Raw genomic sequence first — 19001 nt, 5'->3', positions numbered from 1 at the left:
TACGCTAAATAACACCCAGTTCCTTACCAACTTTGGTAAATGCAGTGATGGCTTTATCCAAATGATGTTGTTCATGAGCTGCAGAAAGCTGCACTCTTATTCTAGCCTTTCCCTGAGGCACAACAGGATAATAAAAACCAATCACATAAATCCCTTCTTCCAGCATTTTTGAAGCAAATTCCTGGGCCAGTTTCGCATCATATAACATTACCGGTACAATTGGGTGTATCCCTGCTGGGATATCAAAACCTGCTGTAGTCATTCTTTCACGGAAATAAAGGGTATTGGATTCCAATTTATCCCGCAGGGTTGTTGTTTCCCTCAGCAGATCCAAAACAGCTATAGAAGCCCCTGCAATTGCTGGAGCTAAAGTATTGGAGAACAAATAAGGTCTGGAACGCTGGCGAAGCATGGCAATAATCTCTTTTTTACCTGAAGTAAAACCTCCTGAAGCACCACCCAAAGCCTTACCTAAAGTTCCGGTAATAATATCTATGCGGTCAATTACACCACAATGTTCATGTGTACCTCTACCGTTTTTGCCCATAAAACCTGAACAATGCGATTCATCGATCATCACTAAAGCCTCATATTTGTCGGCAAGATCACAAATCTTATCCAACTGAGCAATGGTGCCATCCATTGAAAAAGCACCATCAGTAACGATGATTCTATTTCTACAACCGATAGCAGCTTGAAGCTGAGCTTCCAGGTCTTCCATGTTGTTATGTTTATACCGAAAGCGTTTGGCTTTACACAAGCGAACACCATCAATAATAGAAGCATGATTTAACTCATCAGAAATGATAGCGTCTAAATCATTAAATAAAGGCTCAAAAACACCCCCATTAGCATCAAATGCTGCAGCATATAAAATGGTGTCTTCGGTACCTAAAAATTCAGAAAGTTTAGCTTCCAATTCGATATGCACATCTTGAGTACCACATATAAAGCGCACAGAAGACATCCCATAACCATATTTATCGATCGCATTTTTTGCTGCTGCTTTTACCCTTGCATCTGAAGAAAGACCAAGGTAATTATTTGCACAAAAATTGATCACTTCTTGTCCGGTACTAATTTTAATTTCAGCTCCCTGAGGGGTAACTATAATTCTTTCTCGTTTAAATAAGCCATCTTTCTCTATTTGGTCTAGTTCTTGTTTAAGAATCGGTTGTAATGTTTTATACATTTTTATTCAATTGGTAAGCAAAGTTAGGAAATTATCACTTTACCAAACCACACTAATTTTGGGGCATAACAAAACAGTAACATAAAAATCATTTTTAATAAAAAAATTACATGATATTTATATATTTAGGTTAAATATGAAAAAAATTTACTTAGCGCTTTTATTCTTCCTGGTCGCTTTTAGCAGTGTCTATTCGCAACAATTAATGTTAACTGGCAACATTAAAGACCAACAGGGTGAAATTATACCTTTTACTTCCATATACATTAAAAACACCACCATTGGCACTTCAGCTAATATTGATGGTATTTATGCATTGAAACTCAACAAAGGGATTTACACTATAATTTATAAAACAATAGGTTATAAAACGATAGAAATGGCTGTGGTGATGGAAAGCAATCATACCGTTAACATTGTGCTAACACCAGAATCATACACCTTAAAAGAGGTCAGTATAAGTGCAAAGGTAAAAGATCCGGCTTATGAAATAATTAAAAACGCCATTAATAACCGCAAAAAGCATTTAAATGAAGTTAAAGAATTTAGCTGTAATGTTTACATTAAAGGCGTACAGAAATTAGTTGGCGCACCTAAAAAATTCTTTGGTAAAGACATACAAAAAACTTTAGACCTCGACACTAACAGAAGGGGTATCCTTTACCAATCTGAATCGCAATCCATATTCAATTGCAGAAGGCCAAATCAAATCCATGAAGAAATGATAGCCTCAAAAGTTGCCGGTCGCAACAATGCATTTAGCTTTAATAAAGCTTCAGACCTTGATATCAATTTCTACAATAACATCATATTGGAAAATGTATTGAGCTCCAGGGGTTTTGTATCACCAATTGCAGATTTTGCGCTTTTCTATTACCACTATAAACTGTTAGGCGTTACTATAGAAAACGGTATAAATATTAATAAAATTGAAGTTATCCCACGCCGTAAACATGACCCAGTTTTTCGGGGAATTATTTATATAGCCGACGACAGCTGGAGGATACAAGGCACAGAATTATACCTAACCAAAAATACAGGCATTAACCTGGTTGATACGCTAAATATTACCCAACAGTTTATAAAAGTCGACAGCACTTATATGCCATCCAACATTAACTTCACCTTTAATGGTAATGTAATGGGCTTTAAGTTTGATGGCTATTACCTTGGCGTTTACAATAACTACAACCTGCGGCCTAACTTTCCAGACAATTATTTTAAAGGGGAAATTCTTAAAATACCGAAGGATGTGAACGATAAAGACGAGGCCTATTGGGCAGCGCAAAGGCCAATTCCATTAAACTTAGAAGAAAAATCAAATTACATTCGCAAAGATAGCATCTCCAAAAGAAAAGAATCAAAGTACTATCTCGACTCTTTGGAAAGGGTAAATAATAATTTTACGATACCCAAACTTTTATTGACTAATTACACCATCAATAACAGGTATGATAAAGAATCTTTAAAATTGGATCCGGTTTTAAAGGCCATATTTTATAATACAGTAGAGGGTTTTGGCTTAAAATATGGTGTAACTTACCTTAAAGAATTTGAATACAAACGTAAATACAGCATCCGTCCAGAGGTAAGGTATGGTTTTGCTAACCATACGCTTACGGCAAATTTAACTGGCGATTATGTGTATGATCCTGTGCATAAAGCTAACGTTAACCTCTCTTTTGGTTCAGGCATATATGATCTTAACCGATATGTGACGATGAATTTATTATCAAACACCTTAAACTCACTGCTGTTTGAAAAGAATTTCCCCAAGTTTTATCAAAAAACATTCCTTAACGGCGGAACATCTAGAGAACTGGCCCGCGGTTTACAGGGTACTATAGCCTTAGAATACAGCAGGAACAAACACCTGGTAAACCATTCAGATTTCAAGTTTTTCGATAAGAAAGAACTGGAGTTTACAACTAATAATCCCTTCTCGCCTATAATAGAAACACCGTTATTTCCTGATTATAAAGCGCTAACTGCTACTGCAACATTAGCTTATACCTTTGGACAAAAATACATTACCCGGCCCGACGGAAAAATTTACCAGGAATCTAAGTCGCCAAGATTAGAGTTGAGCTACCGAAAAGGTATTAACAAAGTATTTAACAGCGATGTAGATTACGACCTGATTAGTTTAGAGGTGTATAAAGATAGAATCAGTACCGGCTTATGGGGTTATTTTTCTTTCGTTGTTGGTGCAGGAAAATTCTTAAACAATAACGTGGTTTTTTACCCCGATAGTAAACACTTCAGGGGTAATAATTCCTTAACATCCTTACCAGACATCAGGAAGTTTTCATTCCTTGATTTTTACCAGTACAGCACTGACCGTCATTATGTAGAAGCGCACCTGGAGTACAACTTTGCGGGCCTGATCATGAACAAGGTTCCTTTAATACGAAAACTAAAACTAGAAGAAGTAATTGGCGGCAGCTACCTTACTCAGCCTCTAAAAAAGAATTACAAGGAGTTTTATTTTGGCTTACAGCGGTTAATTTTCAGGGCTACTTACGGTTTTGCCTACGATGGCAACAAGAAAGTTCAACAGGGATTCAGAATATCTTACGGGTTTTAAGGTTACATTATCGACTGATGACAGTTATACACAGTTGTGACCTTATAGCGACTTGGCGGGGAGCTAATAGGGACCTCGTTCGGGATATCCGCCACTAGGTGCGCATGAGGTGGGAAGGAGCTTAGCCATTGGTGAAAACAAGTTATAACGCATACTTAGCGTGTTGAGTTGAGAACACATCATGTTTCTAAAGCAGGCATCCAGAACAACACCTTTAAGAAAAGCTAAACTGAGGATAAAAAAAATATGTATTTTTGCAATATTAAACGCCGTATGCAACGGTATCAATTATGATGAAAAAATTCCAGACCCTCCTTTACTATTGCTACAGTACGATAGCAAACGCAGAACAATTTGCGGCAGATCATCTTTTTTTTTGTAAATCCCTTGGCCTTGTAGGCCGTATTATTGTAGCTGAAGAAGGCTTAAATGGTACCGTTTCTGGAACTAAGGAAGCTTGCGAGGCCTATATGGCTTTCATTAAAGCAGACGAGCGTTTCGCTAAAACAGATTTTAAAATTGATGACGTTTCAGAACCCTCTTTCATTAAAATGCACTGCCGCTATAAGTCGGAGATTGTACATTCGGGCTTAAGAGATCCAACCCTTATTGATCCAAATAAGCAAACAGGTAAGCATTTAGAACCCGCAGAATTCCAGAAAATGATTGATGAAGAGGATGTGGTTATCCTTGATGTACGTTCTAATTACGAACATAACCTGGGCCGATTTAAAAATGCGGTGACGTTAGACATTGAAAATTTCAGGGATTTCCCTGACAAAATCAATGAATTGGCAAAATATAAAAACAAGAAAGTATTGACGTATTGTACAGGAGGTATAAAATGCGAAAAAGCGTCTGCATTGCTGTTGCATCATGGTTTTAATGATGTTTACCAGTTACATGGCGGTATTATTAAATATGGAAAGGAAGCGGGCGGTCAGGATTTTGAAGGTAAATGTTATGTTTTCGATAACCGGATTGCAGTAGATGTAAATACGGTTAATCCAACTATTGTTTCCAAGTGCTACAATTGTGGCAAAACAACGCCCAAAATGATCAATTGTGCTAATCCTGAATGTAATGAACATATTACCCAATGTGATGACTGTGGCGAAGAACTATTGGGTTGCTGTTCTGCCAATTGTGTTACAAATCCACGCAAACGCACCTATGATGGAACGGGCTATTATGTGAAGGTTCCACAACAGGTAAAGGCATAATCAAAAATATTTAATCAGTGTGGCTGAATTGGGCAACCTTTATCAAACTGCTTATTTATTTTAGCATTAAAGCTATCGATATAAATAGCATATTTAAGAAAACTAAAGTAATTAAGGTTAACTCATAATAAATATATGAAACGTTTTTTTTATTACCTTTTTTTTATGTCTGTCGTAATCAGCGGGAAATCTATTGCACAGGAAAAACCAATATTTTGGAATGACATTCAAAAATTTAAACATAAAGACAGTTTGGCTATGCCAACAAAGGCTGGAATTCTATTTGTAGGAAGCTCTTCATTTACCAATTGGAAAGACTTAGAAAGTGTGTTCAAAGATTATAAGGCAATCAATAGAGGTTTTGGAGGCTCTACTCTTAGTCAGGCGAATTATTACATCTCAGACTTAGTTTTTCCATATCAGCCACGTCAAATAGTAATTTATAGCGGTGAAAATGATATCGCATCAGATAACATCAGTTCATTGGAGACTTTAAATAGGTTTGCCACCTTTTTCACTAATATTAGAAATAAATTACCTCAAGTGGCTATACTTTATGTTTCGATAAAAAACAGCCCGTCGAGGACTAAATATGCAGAAACGATAACGCATACCAATACCCTTATAAAAAACTACCTCGCAAATTACAGCAACACCAATTTTGTTGATGTAAACAGCAAAATGCTTAAAAACAAACAGCTCCGTCCAGAATTATTTTTGGAAGATATGCTACACTTAAATGCAGATGGATATGCCATCTGGATAAAAGAAATTACGCCATATTTAATTAAACAGTAACCATCCCACTATGGAGTGACCTAAAGTTCTACAATGCTAATTTAAAATTTGGGGCAGAGCTTGGAGAATTTAAAATTTTTATTGGGTCAATCTTAAGGGATGTTTGAACATCTACCTATATACTATGAAATAAATATGCGACATTTACTCCTGATCGCTTCATCAACTTTTAAAACATAAATAGTCCAATGAGAAAGCAGCAATTCCTACTTTTATTAATAATAATACTCTGCGGATCTCAGGTTAAAGCCCAGGATCTAAGTAAATATGATAAAGGAAGCTTTATAAAAGGAAAAGACAGCATTTCATACCGCATACTTTATCCAGAAAATTACAATCCGGCACAGAAATATCCTGTTGTCTTTTTTCTGCATGGAAGTGGTGAACGTGGTTCAGACAACGAGTCGCAATTAGTTCATGGTGGAGAATTGTTTTTAAGGACAAATATACGGAAGCAATTGCCAGCCATTGTGGTATTTCCACAGTGCCCAAAAAACGACTACTGGTCGAACGTTCAAATAAACGCAGGGCAGACGGGGAAAAATAGATTTGAATTCAAAAAAAGAGGAAAAACTACTGCAGCGATGCATGCTTTAATAGGAATGATTGATGATATTTTAAAAAAGCCCTATATTGATAAGAAACAAGTTTATGTTGGTGGCTTATCTATGGGTGCAATGGGCACTTATGAATTGTTGAGACGTAAGCGTAAAACTTTTGCTGCGGCTTTTGCTATTTGTGGAGGAGATAATATTGCTAATGTAAAAAAATACAAAAGTATTCCATTATGGATTTTTCATGGAGGAAAGGATGACGTTGTTAGTTATGAGTTTTCCAAAGAGATTTCAGATCATTTAAAAATAATTGGAAAGGAAGTGAAATTTACGCTGTATGCAGAAGCCAATCATAACAGTTGGGACGCAGCATTTGCCGAACCTCAACTGTTACCCTGGTTATTCGCTCACAAGAAATAATTTATTCTTCCATATTATGATATACAGCTTGCACATCATCATCTTCTTCTAATTTATCAATAAGCTTAAAAACGTCTACTGCTTCTTCTTCGGTTACGGCAGAAGTAGATAAAGAGATACGCTCTAATTTTGCGCTTTTCAATTCAACGCCTAATTCTTCCAATGCTTTTTGCATTTTACCAAAATCCTCAAAAGCAGTTTGCACTACAGCGATGTCATTACCTTCTTCATCTGCCTCTAGATACAACTCTTCGAGGCCTGAGTCAATTAATTCAAACTCCAATTCTTCCAGGTCTTTATCTCCCGGGAAAAATCTAAAGATAGATTTACGGTTAAAAATAAAATCAAGAGAACCTGTTTTACCTAATGTACCCCCAGTTTTATTAAAATAACTACGAATATTGGCTACTGTTCTATTGGTATTGTCTGTTGCGGTTTCAATTAAAATGGCAATCCCATGATGTGCATAACCTTCATAAACATATTCTTCATAGCCATTTTCATCTTTATTTGAGGCTCTTTTAATAGCAGCATCGACCCTATCTTTTGGCATATTCACAGCTTTAGCATTTTGAATTGCTGTACGTAAGCGAGAGTTGGTATCTGGATTAGGGCCATTATCTTTCACAGCCATTACAATCTCTTTACCGATACGGGTAAATTGAACGGCCATTTTAGCCCAACGCTTAAATTTTCTTTCTTTTCTAAACTCGAATGCTCTTCCCATAGTGGTGATCAATTTTATTTACTTATTATTTTTTAAGTTTTGCAACATTTCATTTGTCAGTTTTGCGAGATCAAATTCGGGCTTCCATCCCCAATCTGTCTTTGCAAAGCTGTCGTTAATAGATCTTGGCCAGCTATCGGCAATTTGCTGACGTGGATCATTTTCCAGGTAAGTTAATTTAAATTCAGGAATATATTTCCTGATTTCTGCAGCCAAATCTTCAGGAGTAAAACTAACTCCGGCAAAATTATAACTGGAACGAATGGTAATTTGACTTGCTGAGGAATCCATAAGTGCAATAGTACCGCGGATTGCATCATCCATATACATCATTGGTAATTCTGTTTCTGCAGATAAAAAGGAAGCATAGCTACCTTTTCTTAAGGCCTCATGAAAAATATGGATGGCATAATCTGTAGTACCCCCACCAGGGGCAGCTTTATAGCTTATTAATCCTGGATAACGAATACTTCTTACATCCAACCCGAATTTTTGATAATAATATTCACACCATCTTTCGCCAGCCAGTTTACTAATGCCATAAACAGTATTGGGATCCATTACGCAAGACTGCGGTGTATCTACTTTTGTAGAACTTGGCCCGAACACTGCAATTGAACTTGGCCAATAAACCTTGGCTGTTTTGTAAATCAGGGCTAAATCCAAAATATTCAGTAAACCATTCATATTTAAATCCCAAGCCAACTTAGGATTTTGTTCACCTGTTGCAGACAGTAAAGCGGCAAGCAAGTAAACTTGGCTAGGTTTATATTTAAGAAAAACACTATTTAAAGTAACTTTATCTAAAACATTGACAAATTCAAAAGGTCCAGAATTCTTAACATCATAATCAGGTCTGCGTATATCACAAGCGATAACATTGTTTTCGCCATAGGTGTTTCTCAAAGCACTGACTAATTCAACACCAATTTGTCCGTTTGAGCCTAATACCAGTATTTTTTCACTCATTGAAATTACGTTTTGGCAAAGGTAAAAAAAGGAAGGATATTTTAATCAGGTAACAAAATCAATATAAAAAGAAATGATTTTATAAATAAATACACTTTAAGTTCTGATTTTTATTATTTTAGAAGATTCAAAATTATAAAGAACCTAAAAAACCCAAAATAAAACATTATGGATAGAAGAGATGCAGTCAAAAGTGTTGCTTTTTTACTGGGAGGAGCACTTTCTGCCACCACAATAGGGGTATTTCTAGAAGGTTGCAGCCCGACTGGAAACAAAAATAATGCCACCTTATTTTCTGCAGACCAGGAAAAACTAATTGCTGAAATTGCAGACATTATCATTCCAACCACTTCCTCACCAGGTGCTAAAGCCGCAGGTGTAGGACCATTTATTTCAATGATGCTGAAGGACTGTTATCCAGAGGAGGCACAAAAAGCATTTGTTAAAGGATTAGAGGATCTGGAAAGTAGGTCTAAAAAAGAATTTAACAATTCATTTTTAAAAATAACTGTTAAAGAACGCGAGCAGTTATTAGGTAAGGTGAGAGATGAAACCGTTGCAAATCAAAAAACAGAAAGAGACAAAACTGAAGCCGAAAGAATAGCATCAGAAAATACAGTTGTTAAAAAATCTGAAAAAGAAGAAGCAGGGAAACCGATGAATGCTAAAGAAAAAAAACCAGAAACGCCTTATTTTTTTGTAATTATGCGCGACTTGACCTTATTAGGTTATTTCACTTCTGAGATCGGGGCAACTAAAGCTTACGCTTATTTAGATATTCCCGGCCGTTATGATGGCTGCGTAGATCTTAAACCAGGTCAGAAAGTTTGGGCAACCTAAAAAAAAAAAACCATGAGTAATTTAAATACAAAAGCAACAGCGCAAAATACCTATGATGCCATTGTCATTGGATCTGGAATAAGTGGCGGCTGGGCAGCAAAAGAGCTGACAGAAAAAGGATTAAAAGTTTTAATGCTGGAAAGAGGCAGAAACGTTGAACATATAAAAGACTACACCACTGCAACGAAAAAGCCTTGGGAATTTGAACACCGGGGTCGTCTAACAGAGGAACAAAAAAGAACTCATCCCGTTCAAAAAAGAGATTACCCCTATCAGGAGTTCAATGAAAGCTTTTGGGTGGATGATTTGGAATGTCCTTATACAGAGGTAAAACGTTTTGACTGGTACAGGGGGTTTCATGTAGGTGGTAAATCTCTTATGTGGGGCCGTCAAAGTTATCGCTTAAGTGACCTGAATTTTGAGGACAATGCTAAAGATGGTCATGGAAATGATTGGCCTATCAGGTATAAAGATATTGCCCCATGGTATGATTATGTAGAGAAATTTGCAGGCATCAGTGGACAGGCAGAAAACTATCCTCACTTTCCAGATGGAGAGTTTTTACCACCAATGGAATTGAATTGTGTAGAAAAATCGGTTAAGAAGCGTGTAGAAGATCATTATAATAAAGCAAGGATCATTACCATTGGCCGTGTAGCAAACTTAACAGTGGAGCATGGTGGAAGAGGTAAATGTCAATACCGTAACTTATGCAGCAGGGGTTGTCCATTTGGTGCTTATTTCAGTACTCAATCCTCTACCTTACCCGCAGCAGTGGCAACTGGCAACTTAACCGTTCGTCCTTTTTCACTGGTAAACCAAATCTTATATGATAAGGAAACTCAAAAAGCCACAGGTGTTTTGGTTATTGATTCAGAGACTAAAGAAACGATAGAATATTTTGCGAAAATTGTTTTTGTAAATGGATCGACTTTAGGTTCTACCTTTTTGTTATTAAACTCGACTTCTGATGAATTCCCTGATGGTTTAGGTAATGGCAGTGGTCAATTAGGACATAACTTAATGGACCACCATTTCCGTTGTGGTGCATCAGGCCGTGCAGAAGGCTTTGATGATAAATATACTTATGGCAGACGTGCAAACGGCATTTATATTCCAAGGTATAGAAATATTGGTAATGATAAACGTGATTACGTTAGGGGATTTGGCTACCAGGGTGGTGCCAACAGAGGAAACTGGCATACCGATGTTGCTGAAATGGCATTTGGTGGTGAATTTAAAGACACCATGACTACGCCAGGAGCATGGAATATGGGACTAGGCGGTTTTGGAGAGTCACTACCTTATTATGAAAACCGTGTTTATATTGATAAAACTAAAAAAGATAAATGGGGTCAGCCCGTTTTAGCCATTGATTGTGAATTTAAAGATAACGAGCAAAAAATGCGCGTAGACATGATGAATGATGCAGCAGAAATGCTGGAAGCTGCAGGTATTAAGGATGTAAATACTTACGATAATGGCTCTACTCCAGGTATGGCGATTCATGAGATGGGTACTGCAAGAATGGGTAATGATCCTAAAAACTCTGTTCTAAATAAATGGAATCAAATGCATGAAGTTAAAAATGTATTTGTAACAGATGGATCTTGCATGCCTTCAGCAGCATGTCAAAACCCTTCCCTTACTTATATGGCATTAACAGCAAGAGCATGTGATTTTGCTGTAAGTGAACTAAAAAAACAAAATATTTAATGGCTGTAAGAAAATTAAGAATGGGTATGATTGGCGGTGGAAAGAATGCTTTTATTGGCGCAATCCACCGCATCGCAGCAAACATGGATGGATTAATAGAACTAAGTTGTGGCGCTTTAAGTTCTAATCCTGAAACGGCCAGAGCTTCTGGTAAAGATTTATTTATACCGGAAGATAGAAATTACGGTACTTACAAAGAAATGATCGAAGCAGAATATAAACTTCCTGCAGATCGGCGCATGCACTTTGTGAGTATTGTAACCCCTAATTTTGCACATTTTGAACCTGCAATGATGGCATTGGAACATGGATTCCATGTTGTTATTGATAAACCAATGACGCTAACTTTAGAAGAAGCGAAAAAGCTAAATACTAAAGTGAAGGAAACGGGGTTATTATTATGTTTAACACATACTTATTCGGGTTATCCAATGGTAAAACAAGCCCGACAAATGGTAAAAGAAGGTAAGTTTGGCGAAATTAGAAAAGTTTGTGTCGAATACCCTCAAGGCTGGCTAAGCCTGCCCACTGAAAGAGAAGGTAACCAACAAGCTGCATGGCGTACGGATCCTTCAAAAAGCGGCAAAAGCGGTTGCATGGGTGATATTGGTACTCATGCTGCTCAACTTGCAGAGTATATTTCCGGATTAGAAATCACTAAAATATGTGCCGATCTTAACCGTGTAGTAGATGGAAGGCTATTGGATGATGATGGCAACTTGTTATTAAAGTTTAACAATGGTGCAAACGGCATATTAATGGCTTCGCAAATTGCTGCAGGAGAAGAAAATGCATTAACTATAAAAGTATATGGTGAAATAGGCAGTCTAGAATGGCACCAGGAAGAACCAAACACCTTAAAAGTAAAATGGCTGGATGCCCCAGCGCAATTATACCGTACAGGGAATGGTTACTTATCTTCCTTTGCTCAACATAATAGCAGAACCCCATCAGGGCATCCAGAAGGATACCTTGAAGCTTTTGCAAATATCTATAGAAACTTCGCATTAACATTAAGTGCAGTTTTGGAAGGCGACCTGCCGACAAAGGAAATGTTAGACTTTCCAAATGCAACAGATGGCGTAAGGGGCATGGCATTTATTGAGAATGTTGTAGCTTCAGGACAATCAGACCAGAAGTGGTATGATTTTAAAATTTAACAAATGACGACAATTAAAGGACCAGCAGTTTTTTTAGCCCAATTTATTGGAGATGAGGCCCCATTTAATTCCTTAGAAGGGATTTGTCAATGGGCGGCCGACTTGGGTTTTATAGGCATACAAATGCCTACCCAGGATAATAGATTTATTGATTTGCAGCTAGCAGCAGAAAGTAAAACTTATGCTGATGAATTAAAAGGTAAAATTGCTTCTTATGGATTAGAGATTACAGAATTATCTACCCATTTACAAGGACAATTGGTTGCCGTAAATCCAGCATACGACCTTGCTTTTGATGCATTTGCGCCGGAAGCCTATAAAAACAATCCAAAAGCAAGGACAGAATGGGCAGTACAACAGTTGAAATATGCAGCCAAAGCTTCTCAAAACTTGGGCTTAAAAGCTCATGCTACTTTTAGTGGATCATTATTGTGGCACATGTTTCACCCCTGGCCACAAAGACCCGAAGGTTTAGTTGATGCCAGTTTTACTGAACTTGCCAAACGTTGGTTGCCTATTTTAAATGAGTTTGATGAAAACGGTGTAGATGTTTGTTATGAAATTCACCCCGGTGAAGACCTTTTTGATGGCATTACTTACGAAATGTTTTTAGAAAAAGTGAACAACCATCCCCGAGCTTGTTTATTGTATGACCCATCACATTTTGTGTTACAGCAGTTGGATTATATTCAGTATATAGATTTTTACCATGAAAGGATTAAAGCCTTTCACGTGAAAGATGCGGAATTTAATGCTACAGGAAAGCAAGGTACTTTTGGCGGTTACCAAAGCTGGGCAAATCGTGCGGGACGTTACCGTTCTCCAGGTGATGGTCAGGTAGATTTTAAAACAATCTTCAGTAAACTAGCGCAATACGATTTTCAGGGCTGGGCTGTGATGGAATGGGAATGTTGCATAAAAGATTCCAATACCGGTGCGAGGGAAGGCGCAGAATTCATAAAAAACCATATTATTCCAGTTACAGCACGTGCATTCGATGATTTTGCCTCAACAGGTGGAAATGAAGATTTTAACAAAAAAATATTAGGAATTTAATTAACACAGAAATGCAACCATCATGAGCAAACACTTACAAAGCAATTAATATTGCTCATGATAGGTTCATCAAATTTGAAAAACAAATTATATACAAATGAAAAAGACACTTTTAATTTTAAGTTGCTTTACCTTAGCAATGGCATCTTGTGGAAATGATGCTTCTAAATCCACAGAACAAGGTACTACTACAACCACTACGACAACAGAAAGTGCAACGGCTCCTGCTACGGAAGCGGAACTTCCAGGTGAGAAATTGATAGCCAAATCAGACTGTTTAACCTGTCATAATAAAACTCAAAAAATTATTGGCCCTTCTTTTTTAGAAATCGCTAAAAAATATCCGCTTAATGATGAGAATGTAACTAACCTGGCAAATAAAATTATTTCTGGCGGTAAAGGTGTATGGGGTGAAATTGCGATGACCCCACACCCTACGATTGCTCCAGATGATGCTAAAGAAATGGTTAAATATATTTTAGCTATAAAAGAATAAAACTGCCTAAATTAACTCACCTTAAATCAAAAAACTATGAAAGAACCAATTGTTGATAAAACTGGAGCAAACAGACGTTCATTTATTAAATCAGCAGCTATAGCATCTGCTGCTTTTATGATTGTACCAAGGCATGTATTAGGGGGCAAAGGCTTTTTAGCTCCCAGCGACCGACTTATAATTGCCGGTGTAGGTGTAGGAGGTAAGGGGCAATCAGACATTGCTAAATTTTATGAAAGCGGGAAAGCCGATATTGGTTACCTCTGCGATGTAGATACCCGCAGGGCAGCAAAAACGGTTAAAGCATTTCCAAAAGCTAAGTTTTATAAAGATTGGCGGGAAATGTTCGATAAAGAAGGAAAAAACTTTGATGCAGTGTCTGTATCCACTCCTGATCATAACCATGCCATCATTACGCTTGCCGCCATGCAGATGGGCAAACATGTCTATGTTCAAAAGCCTCTAACGCACGACATTTATGAAGCACGTGCGTTAACTGAAGCGGCTAAAAAATACAAGGTAGTAACCCAAATGGGTAATCAGGGTGCCTCTAATGACGGTCCCAGACAAATGAGAGAATGGTATGATGCAGGATTAATTGGCGATGTGCATACTGTTTATGCCTGGACCGACAGGCCTGTTTGGCCCCAGGGAATTCCATGGTCGGCAAACAAAGCTGAAATACCAAAGGAATTAGACTGGGATTTATGGTTGGGTACAGCTCCTTATAAGGACTTTGTAGATAAATTAGTTCCTTTTAACTGGCGCGGCTGGTGGGATTATGGAACAGGTGCATTGGGTGATATGGGATGCCATTTGTTGGAAGCTCCATTCAGTGTACTTAATTTAAAATATGCAAGTGAAGTGCAGGCAAGTGTAGGTTCCGTGTATGTAGATGAGTTTAAACGTGGGTATTTCCCTGACAGTTGCCCTCCTTCAAGCCATGTTACTTTGAAATTCCCTAAAACGGATAAAACTAAAGGGGATGTTGTTGTACATTGGATGGATGGTGGCATACAGCCAGAGAGACCTGAAGAACTAGCCGCAAATGAAACTTTTGGTGATGGCGGAAACGGAACATTATTTATTGGAACGAAGGGCAAAATGATGGCCAGCACTTATAGTGCTAACCCACGGTTGTTACCACTTAGCCGTAATAAAGACATTAAAGTTCCAGAAAAATTTGCCCGCGTGAAGGGAGCAGCGGATGGTCATTATGCGCAATGGGTAGAGGCAAGTATCGCTGGGTATGGGAAACAACAACTCAGCTCACCATTTGAAATTGCTGGTCCGCTAACGGAAGCTTTATTGATGGCAAACCTTGCAATCAGAGGCGTTGATGTTCAGCGCAAAAATGAGGCTGGTAAGATTATTTACCCTGGTAGAAACATCAAATTATTATGGGACAACAACAACATGAGGGTTACTAATCTTGATGATGTCAATCAGTTTGTAAAACGCGAATACCGTAAAGGATGGACTTTAGGTGTTTAATTATAAAAAAAAATGAAAAAACAAATTTTCTCTGCAATCATATTAACAGCCCTGCTTGGCAGTGGCTGTGCTTCTCGTCAACAAGGTCAAAGTGGATGGGTAAAACTTTTTGATGGTAAAACGACAATGGGTTGGCATAACTATGGAAAGACAACAGTGGGTAATAGTTGGAAAGTTGAGGATGGCACTTTACATTTTGATCCAAAAGCCGCAAAAAATGAAGGCGGTGATCTTGTTACAGACAAGGAATACGGCAATTTTCATTTAAAGCTAGAATGGAAAGTAGCTCCTAAAAGCAATAGTGGTATTATAATGTTTATTCATGAGGATCCAGCAAAATACCATCAAACTTATAGTACAGGAATTGAAATGCAGGTGCTTGACGATGACAATCATCCGGATGGAAAAATCACTAAACACAGATCTGGTGATTTATATGACCTTATTAAAAGTAGCTCAGAGCCTGTAAAAGCTGTTGGAGAATGGAATAAAGTAGAGGTGATCAGCAATAATGGCAAACTGGACTTTACACTCAATGGGGTTAAAATCGTTTCTACCAATATGTGGGATGAGAATTGGAAAAACCTAATTGCCGGAAGTAAGTTTGCTAAATGGGAAAATTTTGGAACTTTTAAATCAGGTAAAATTGCTCTGCAGGATCATGGTAATGAAGTGTGGTACAGAAATATTTCCATTAAAGAGCTTTAAAATCTAATAAAACAAATTTAACTATATATGAATTTAAACAACCGCATTAAACTATCCAGCATGATGTTCCTGGAGTTCTTTATCTGGGGATCCTGGTTTGTTACCTTAGGCACTTTTTTGGGTAACAACCTAAATGCTTCAGGTGCGCAAAGTGCATCTGTGTTTTCAACTCAATCATGGGGAGCTATTATTGCCCCGTTTATCATTGGGTTGATTGCGGACAGGTTTTTTAATGCAGAAAAAATTCTTGGTGTTTTACATTTAATTGGCGCAGTTTTGATGTACCAAATGTATTCAGCTCCCGATATTTCAGTATTCTATCCTTATGTGTTTTCTTACATGATTTTGTTTATGCCTACTTTGGCCCTAGTCAATTCAGTTTCTTTTAATCAAATGAAAGATCCTGAGAAAGAGTTCTCTACAATCAGAGTTTGGGGTACTATCGGATGGATTTTCGCAGGATTACTGATTAGCTTCATATTCCATTGGGATACTGCAGAAGGAACGTCAGCAGGATTGTTAAAAAACACTTTCCTTATGGCTGGCATAGCTTCCCTAATATTGGGTATTTTTAGTTTCGCTTTACCAAAGACGCCACCAAAAGTATCTTCTAATGAGAAAGTAAAATTGTCTGAGATTTTGGGATTGGATGCACTTAAATTACTAAAAGATAAAAACTTCGCTATTTTCTTTATCGCTTCTATTCTTATCTGCATCCCTTTGGCATTCTATTACCAGAATGCACATCCGTTCTTGTCAAATGTTGGCGTAGATAATCCTACAGGAAAGATGACTATAGGCCAGATTTCGGAGGTCCTTTTCTTACTGTTACTACCTGTATTTTTCACAAAATTTGGGTTTAAACGCACGATTTTAGTTGGTATGTTAGCCTGGGCAGTACGCTATACTCTTTTTGCTTATGGCAATGCCTCTGATTTAAGTTTTATGCTGATCATTGGAATTGCATTACATGGCGTGTGTTATGATTTCTTCTTTGTAGCTGGACAAATTTACACCAATTCAAAAGCCGGAGAAAAATACAAAAGTGCAGCTCAAGGATTAATAACACTGGCCACATACGGCGTGGGTATGCTTATTGGTTTTGAAGTAGCTGGTTTAATTACAGACAGTTATAAAACTGCAGACGGAATATTTGACTGGAAGATGATTTGGATTATTCCTGCAGGTATTGCCGCAGTTGTATTTGTGTTATTTGCATTAGTTTTTAATGATAAGGATAAAGTACAAAAACCACTACTTTAAAGTATATGATGAAACCTGAAAACAGCAGAAGAACTGCATTAAAAAACATAGTAGTTGGAACAATCGCTTTAGGGGCTTCAAGTGCTTTACCAGGCTTTGCAGCTATTGAAGTGTCCACATCTGCACCTTTAAAAGGCAACATTAATCATGCTGTGTGCAGGTGGTGCTTTAGCAGCCTGGATTTGGATACTTTATGTAAAGAGGCCAAGAATATTGGCATTAAAGGTATTGATTTGGTAGGCCCTAAAGAATGGCCTACCTTAAAGAAATATGGACTAACATCTACCATGTGCAATGGTGCAGAAATCAATTTGGTGGATGGATGGAATGACACAAAATTTCATGAGACACTAATTAAAAACTATTCAGAAATGATCCCTAAAGTTGCGGCAGCGGGTTATAAGAATTTGATCTGTTTTAGTGGCAATCGAAGAGGGAAAGATGATGAAACCGGATGGAATAATTGTGTAGCGGGTTTAAAACAAATAATTAGCATTGCGGAGAAACACAACGTTGTGCTGATAATGGAATTGTTAAACAGTAAAGTGGATCATAAAGATTACCAGTGTGACCTTACTTCCTGGGGCGTAGAACTTGCTAAAAGATTAGGTTCAGAAAATTTCAAATTACTTTACGACATCTACCACATGCAAATAGATGAAGGTAATGTGATCGATACCATCAAAAATAACCATCAATATATAGGACATTATCATACTGCAGGTGTTCCAGGGAGGAATGAAATCGAAGACATGCAGGAATTATACTATCCTGCAATCATGAAAGCAATCTATGAAACTGGTTTTAAAGGTTTTGTGGCGCAGGAATTCATTCCAAAAAAACAAGATAAAATTCAATCCTTAAAAACTGCAGTAAAAATCTGCGACATTTAAAACCTTAACTATGAATTCGAGAAGAGCATTTATCAAAAACACCAGCTTTGCAGCTGCTGGTGCGCTATTAATACCAACATTTGCCTGTAGTTCTCCTAAAAAAAGAATTGGCATACAGTTGTATACGTTAAGAGAAACCTTGCCTAAGGACGTAAAAGGTGTCATTAGAAAAGTAGCCGATGCTGGCTATAAGGAAGTAGAAACATATGGCTATTCGTTGCAAAATAAATTCTGGGGATTAGACCCTAAAGCTTTTAAAAGCCTTTTGGAAGAGAATGGCTTAAAAGCTCCAAGCGGGCATTATGGCATGGATAAGTTCTTTACCGATGGCAGTACGGAGGAATTAAAATCATATATTGAAGCTACTAAAATTGTAGGTGGAGAATATATTTCAGTTCCTTATTTAGGAGAGGGATTAAGAAAAGACGTGGATGGTTACAAAAGAGTAGCAGCTGGATTAAACAAGGCAGCAGAACTATGTAAAGCATCTGGTTTGAAATTGACTTATCATAACCATGATTTTGAATTCCAACCACATGGAGATACCACTGGTTATCAAGTAATGTTAAAAGAAACTGATCCAAAACTGGTTCATTTTGAAATTGATCTTTACTGGGTAGTCAGAGCTGGTCATGATCCGATAGCAATGTTTAAAGAAAATCCAGGTCGTTTCCCATTGTGGCATGTTAAAGATATGGATAAAGCTAAGCCCACAATCAATACAGAAATAGGAAGTGGAAGTATAGATTTTAAGAGAATTTTTGATAACGCCAAAATAGCCGGATTAGAATACCCATTTTTAGAACAGGAAAACTTTTCATTAGACCCTTTTGAGAGCATTAAAAAAAGTTATAATTATATCAACACAGAATTAGTACGTTAAGAATAGAGATTTTTCACCATAT

Annotated in this window: 17 protein-coding genes; 14 read left to right on the top strand and 3 right to left on the bottom strand. The window is 37.4% G+C overall.

The window, feature by feature from the left end; genetic code table 11:
- Nucleotides 1-4: 4 nt before the first annotated feature.
- Complete coding sequence (kbl, locus tag AAKU52_RS09885; RefSeq protein ID WP_354332866.1) at nucleotides 5-1192, bottom strand: glycine C-acetyltransferase; 1188 nt, start codon at nucleotides 1190-1192, stop codon at nucleotides 5-7.
- A 136-nt stretch (nucleotides 1193-1328) separates the two neighbouring features.
- Between kbl and AAKU52_RS09880 the strand changes: the two genes are divergently transcribed.
- The 4 genes from AAKU52_RS09880 (at nucleotide 1329) to AAKU52_RS09865 (ending at nucleotide 6774) form a co-directional block, all read left to right on the top strand.
- A complete protein-coding gene (locus AAKU52_RS09880) occupies nucleotides 1329-3779 on the top strand; it encodes a DUF5686 and carboxypeptidase regulatory-like domain-containing protein (protein ID WP_354332864.1) in 2451 nt (816 codons plus the stop codon).
- Nucleotides 3780-4072: 293 nt separating this feature from the next.
- Nucleotides 4073-5002, top strand: a complete 930-nt coding sequence (gene trhO, locus AAKU52_RS09875) for an oxygen-dependent tRNA uridine(34) hydroxylase TrhO (protein ID WP_354332921.1) — start codon at nucleotides 4073-4075, stop codon at nucleotides 5000-5002.
- 165 nt (nucleotides 5003-5167) lie between these two features.
- Nucleotides 5168-5800, top strand: a complete 633-nt coding sequence (locus tag AAKU52_RS09870; RefSeq protein WP_354332861.1) for a GDSL-type esterase/lipase family protein — start codon at nucleotides 5168-5170, stop codon at nucleotides 5798-5800.
- A gap of 188 nt (nucleotides 5801-5988) precedes the next feature.
- On the top strand, nucleotides 5989-6774 hold the full coding sequence (locus AAKU52_RS09865; RefSeq protein WP_354332859.1) for a carboxylesterase family protein: 786 nt from the start codon (nucleotides 5989-5991) through the stop codon (nucleotides 6772-6774).
- Between the two features lies 1 nt (nucleotide 6775).
- Here AAKU52_RS09865 and AAKU52_RS09860 read toward each other — a convergent pair whose 3' ends face one another.
- Nucleotides 6776-7501, bottom strand: coding sequence for a YebC/PmpR family DNA-binding transcriptional regulator (locus tag AAKU52_RS09860; protein ID WP_354332857.1), 726 nt, complete (start codon nucleotides 7499-7501; stop codon nucleotides 6776-6778).
- Nucleotides 7502-7519: 18 nt separating this feature from the next.
- Nucleotides 7520-8470, bottom strand: coding sequence for an NAD-dependent epimerase/dehydratase family protein (locus AAKU52_RS09855; RefSeq protein WP_354332855.1), 951 nt, complete (start codon nucleotides 8468-8470; stop codon nucleotides 7520-7522).
- Between the two features lie 168 nt (nucleotides 8471-8638).
- Here AAKU52_RS09855 and AAKU52_RS09850 point away from each other — a divergent pair, with 168 nt between their 5' ends.
- The 10 genes from AAKU52_RS09850 to AAKU52_RS09805 all read left to right on the top strand — a co-directional run bounded on the left by AAKU52_RS09850 (nucleotide 8639) and on the right by AAKU52_RS09805 (nucleotide 18979).
- Complete coding sequence (locus AAKU52_RS09850; RefSeq protein ID WP_354332852.1) at nucleotides 8639-9310, top strand: gluconate 2-dehydrogenase subunit 3 family protein; 672 nt, start codon at nucleotides 8639-8641, stop codon at nucleotides 9308-9310.
- 12 nt (nucleotides 9311-9322) lie between these two features.
- A complete protein-coding gene (locus tag AAKU52_RS09845; protein WP_354332850.1) occupies nucleotides 9323-11026 on the top strand; it encodes a GMC oxidoreductase in 1704 nt (567 codons plus the stop codon).
- Entirely contained in the window at nucleotides 11026-12186 is a 1161-nt protein-coding gene (locus AAKU52_RS09840) for a Gfo/Idh/MocA family protein (protein WP_354332848.1), read from the top strand. The genes AAKU52_RS09845 and AAKU52_RS09840 overlap by 1 nt, the downstream gene beginning before the upstream one ends.
- Before the next feature lie 3 nt (nucleotides 12187-12189).
- Nucleotides 12190-13242 carry a sugar phosphate isomerase/epimerase family protein gene (locus tag AAKU52_RS09835; RefSeq protein WP_354332846.1) on the top strand — a complete coding sequence of 351 codons (1053 nt, stop codon included), beginning with the start codon at nucleotides 12190-12192 and terminating at the stop codon, nucleotides 13240-13242.
- A gap of 97 nt (nucleotides 13243-13339) precedes the next feature.
- Nucleotides 13340-13738, top strand: coding sequence for a c-type cytochrome (locus AAKU52_RS09830; protein WP_354332843.1), 399 nt, complete (start codon nucleotides 13340-13342; stop codon nucleotides 13736-13738).
- Between the two features lie 36 nt (nucleotides 13739-13774).
- On the top strand, nucleotides 13775-15232 hold the full coding sequence (locus AAKU52_RS09825) for a Gfo/Idh/MocA family protein (protein ID WP_354332841.1): 1458 nt from the start codon (nucleotides 13775-13777) through the stop codon (nucleotides 15230-15232).
- Nucleotides 15233-15244: 12 nt separating this feature from the next.
- Nucleotides 15245-15940: a 3-keto-disaccharide hydrolase gene (locus tag AAKU52_RS09820; protein ID WP_354332839.1), complete on the top strand. Its 696-nt coding sequence runs from the start codon at nucleotides 15245-15247 to the stop codon at nucleotides 15938-15940.
- Between the two features lie 27 nt (nucleotides 15941-15967).
- Nucleotides 15968-17203, top strand: a complete 1236-nt coding sequence (locus AAKU52_RS09815) for a nucleoside permease (RefSeq protein ID WP_354332837.1) — start codon at nucleotides 15968-15970, stop codon at nucleotides 17201-17203.
- A 5-nt stretch (nucleotides 17204-17208) separates the two neighbouring features.
- A complete protein-coding gene (locus AAKU52_RS09810; protein WP_354332835.1) occupies nucleotides 17209-18096 on the top strand; it encodes a hydroxypyruvate isomerase family protein in 888 nt (295 codons plus the stop codon).
- Nucleotides 18097-18106: 10 nt separating this feature from the next.
- Nucleotides 18107-18979, top strand: coding sequence for a sugar phosphate isomerase/epimerase family protein (locus AAKU52_RS09805; protein ID WP_354332833.1), 873 nt, complete (start codon nucleotides 18107-18109; stop codon nucleotides 18977-18979).
- Nucleotides 18980-19001: the final 22 nt, after the last annotated feature.

Source organism: Pedobacter sp. CG_S7, assembly GCF_040544395.1.
In the GTDB taxonomy this organism is placed as follows: domain Bacteria; phylum Bacteroidota; class Bacteroidia; order Sphingobacteriales; family Sphingobacteriaceae; genus Pedobacter.
The sequence above is the reverse complement of the archived record's forward strand: the minus strand, read 5'-3'. Positions and strand labels throughout refer to the sequence as shown.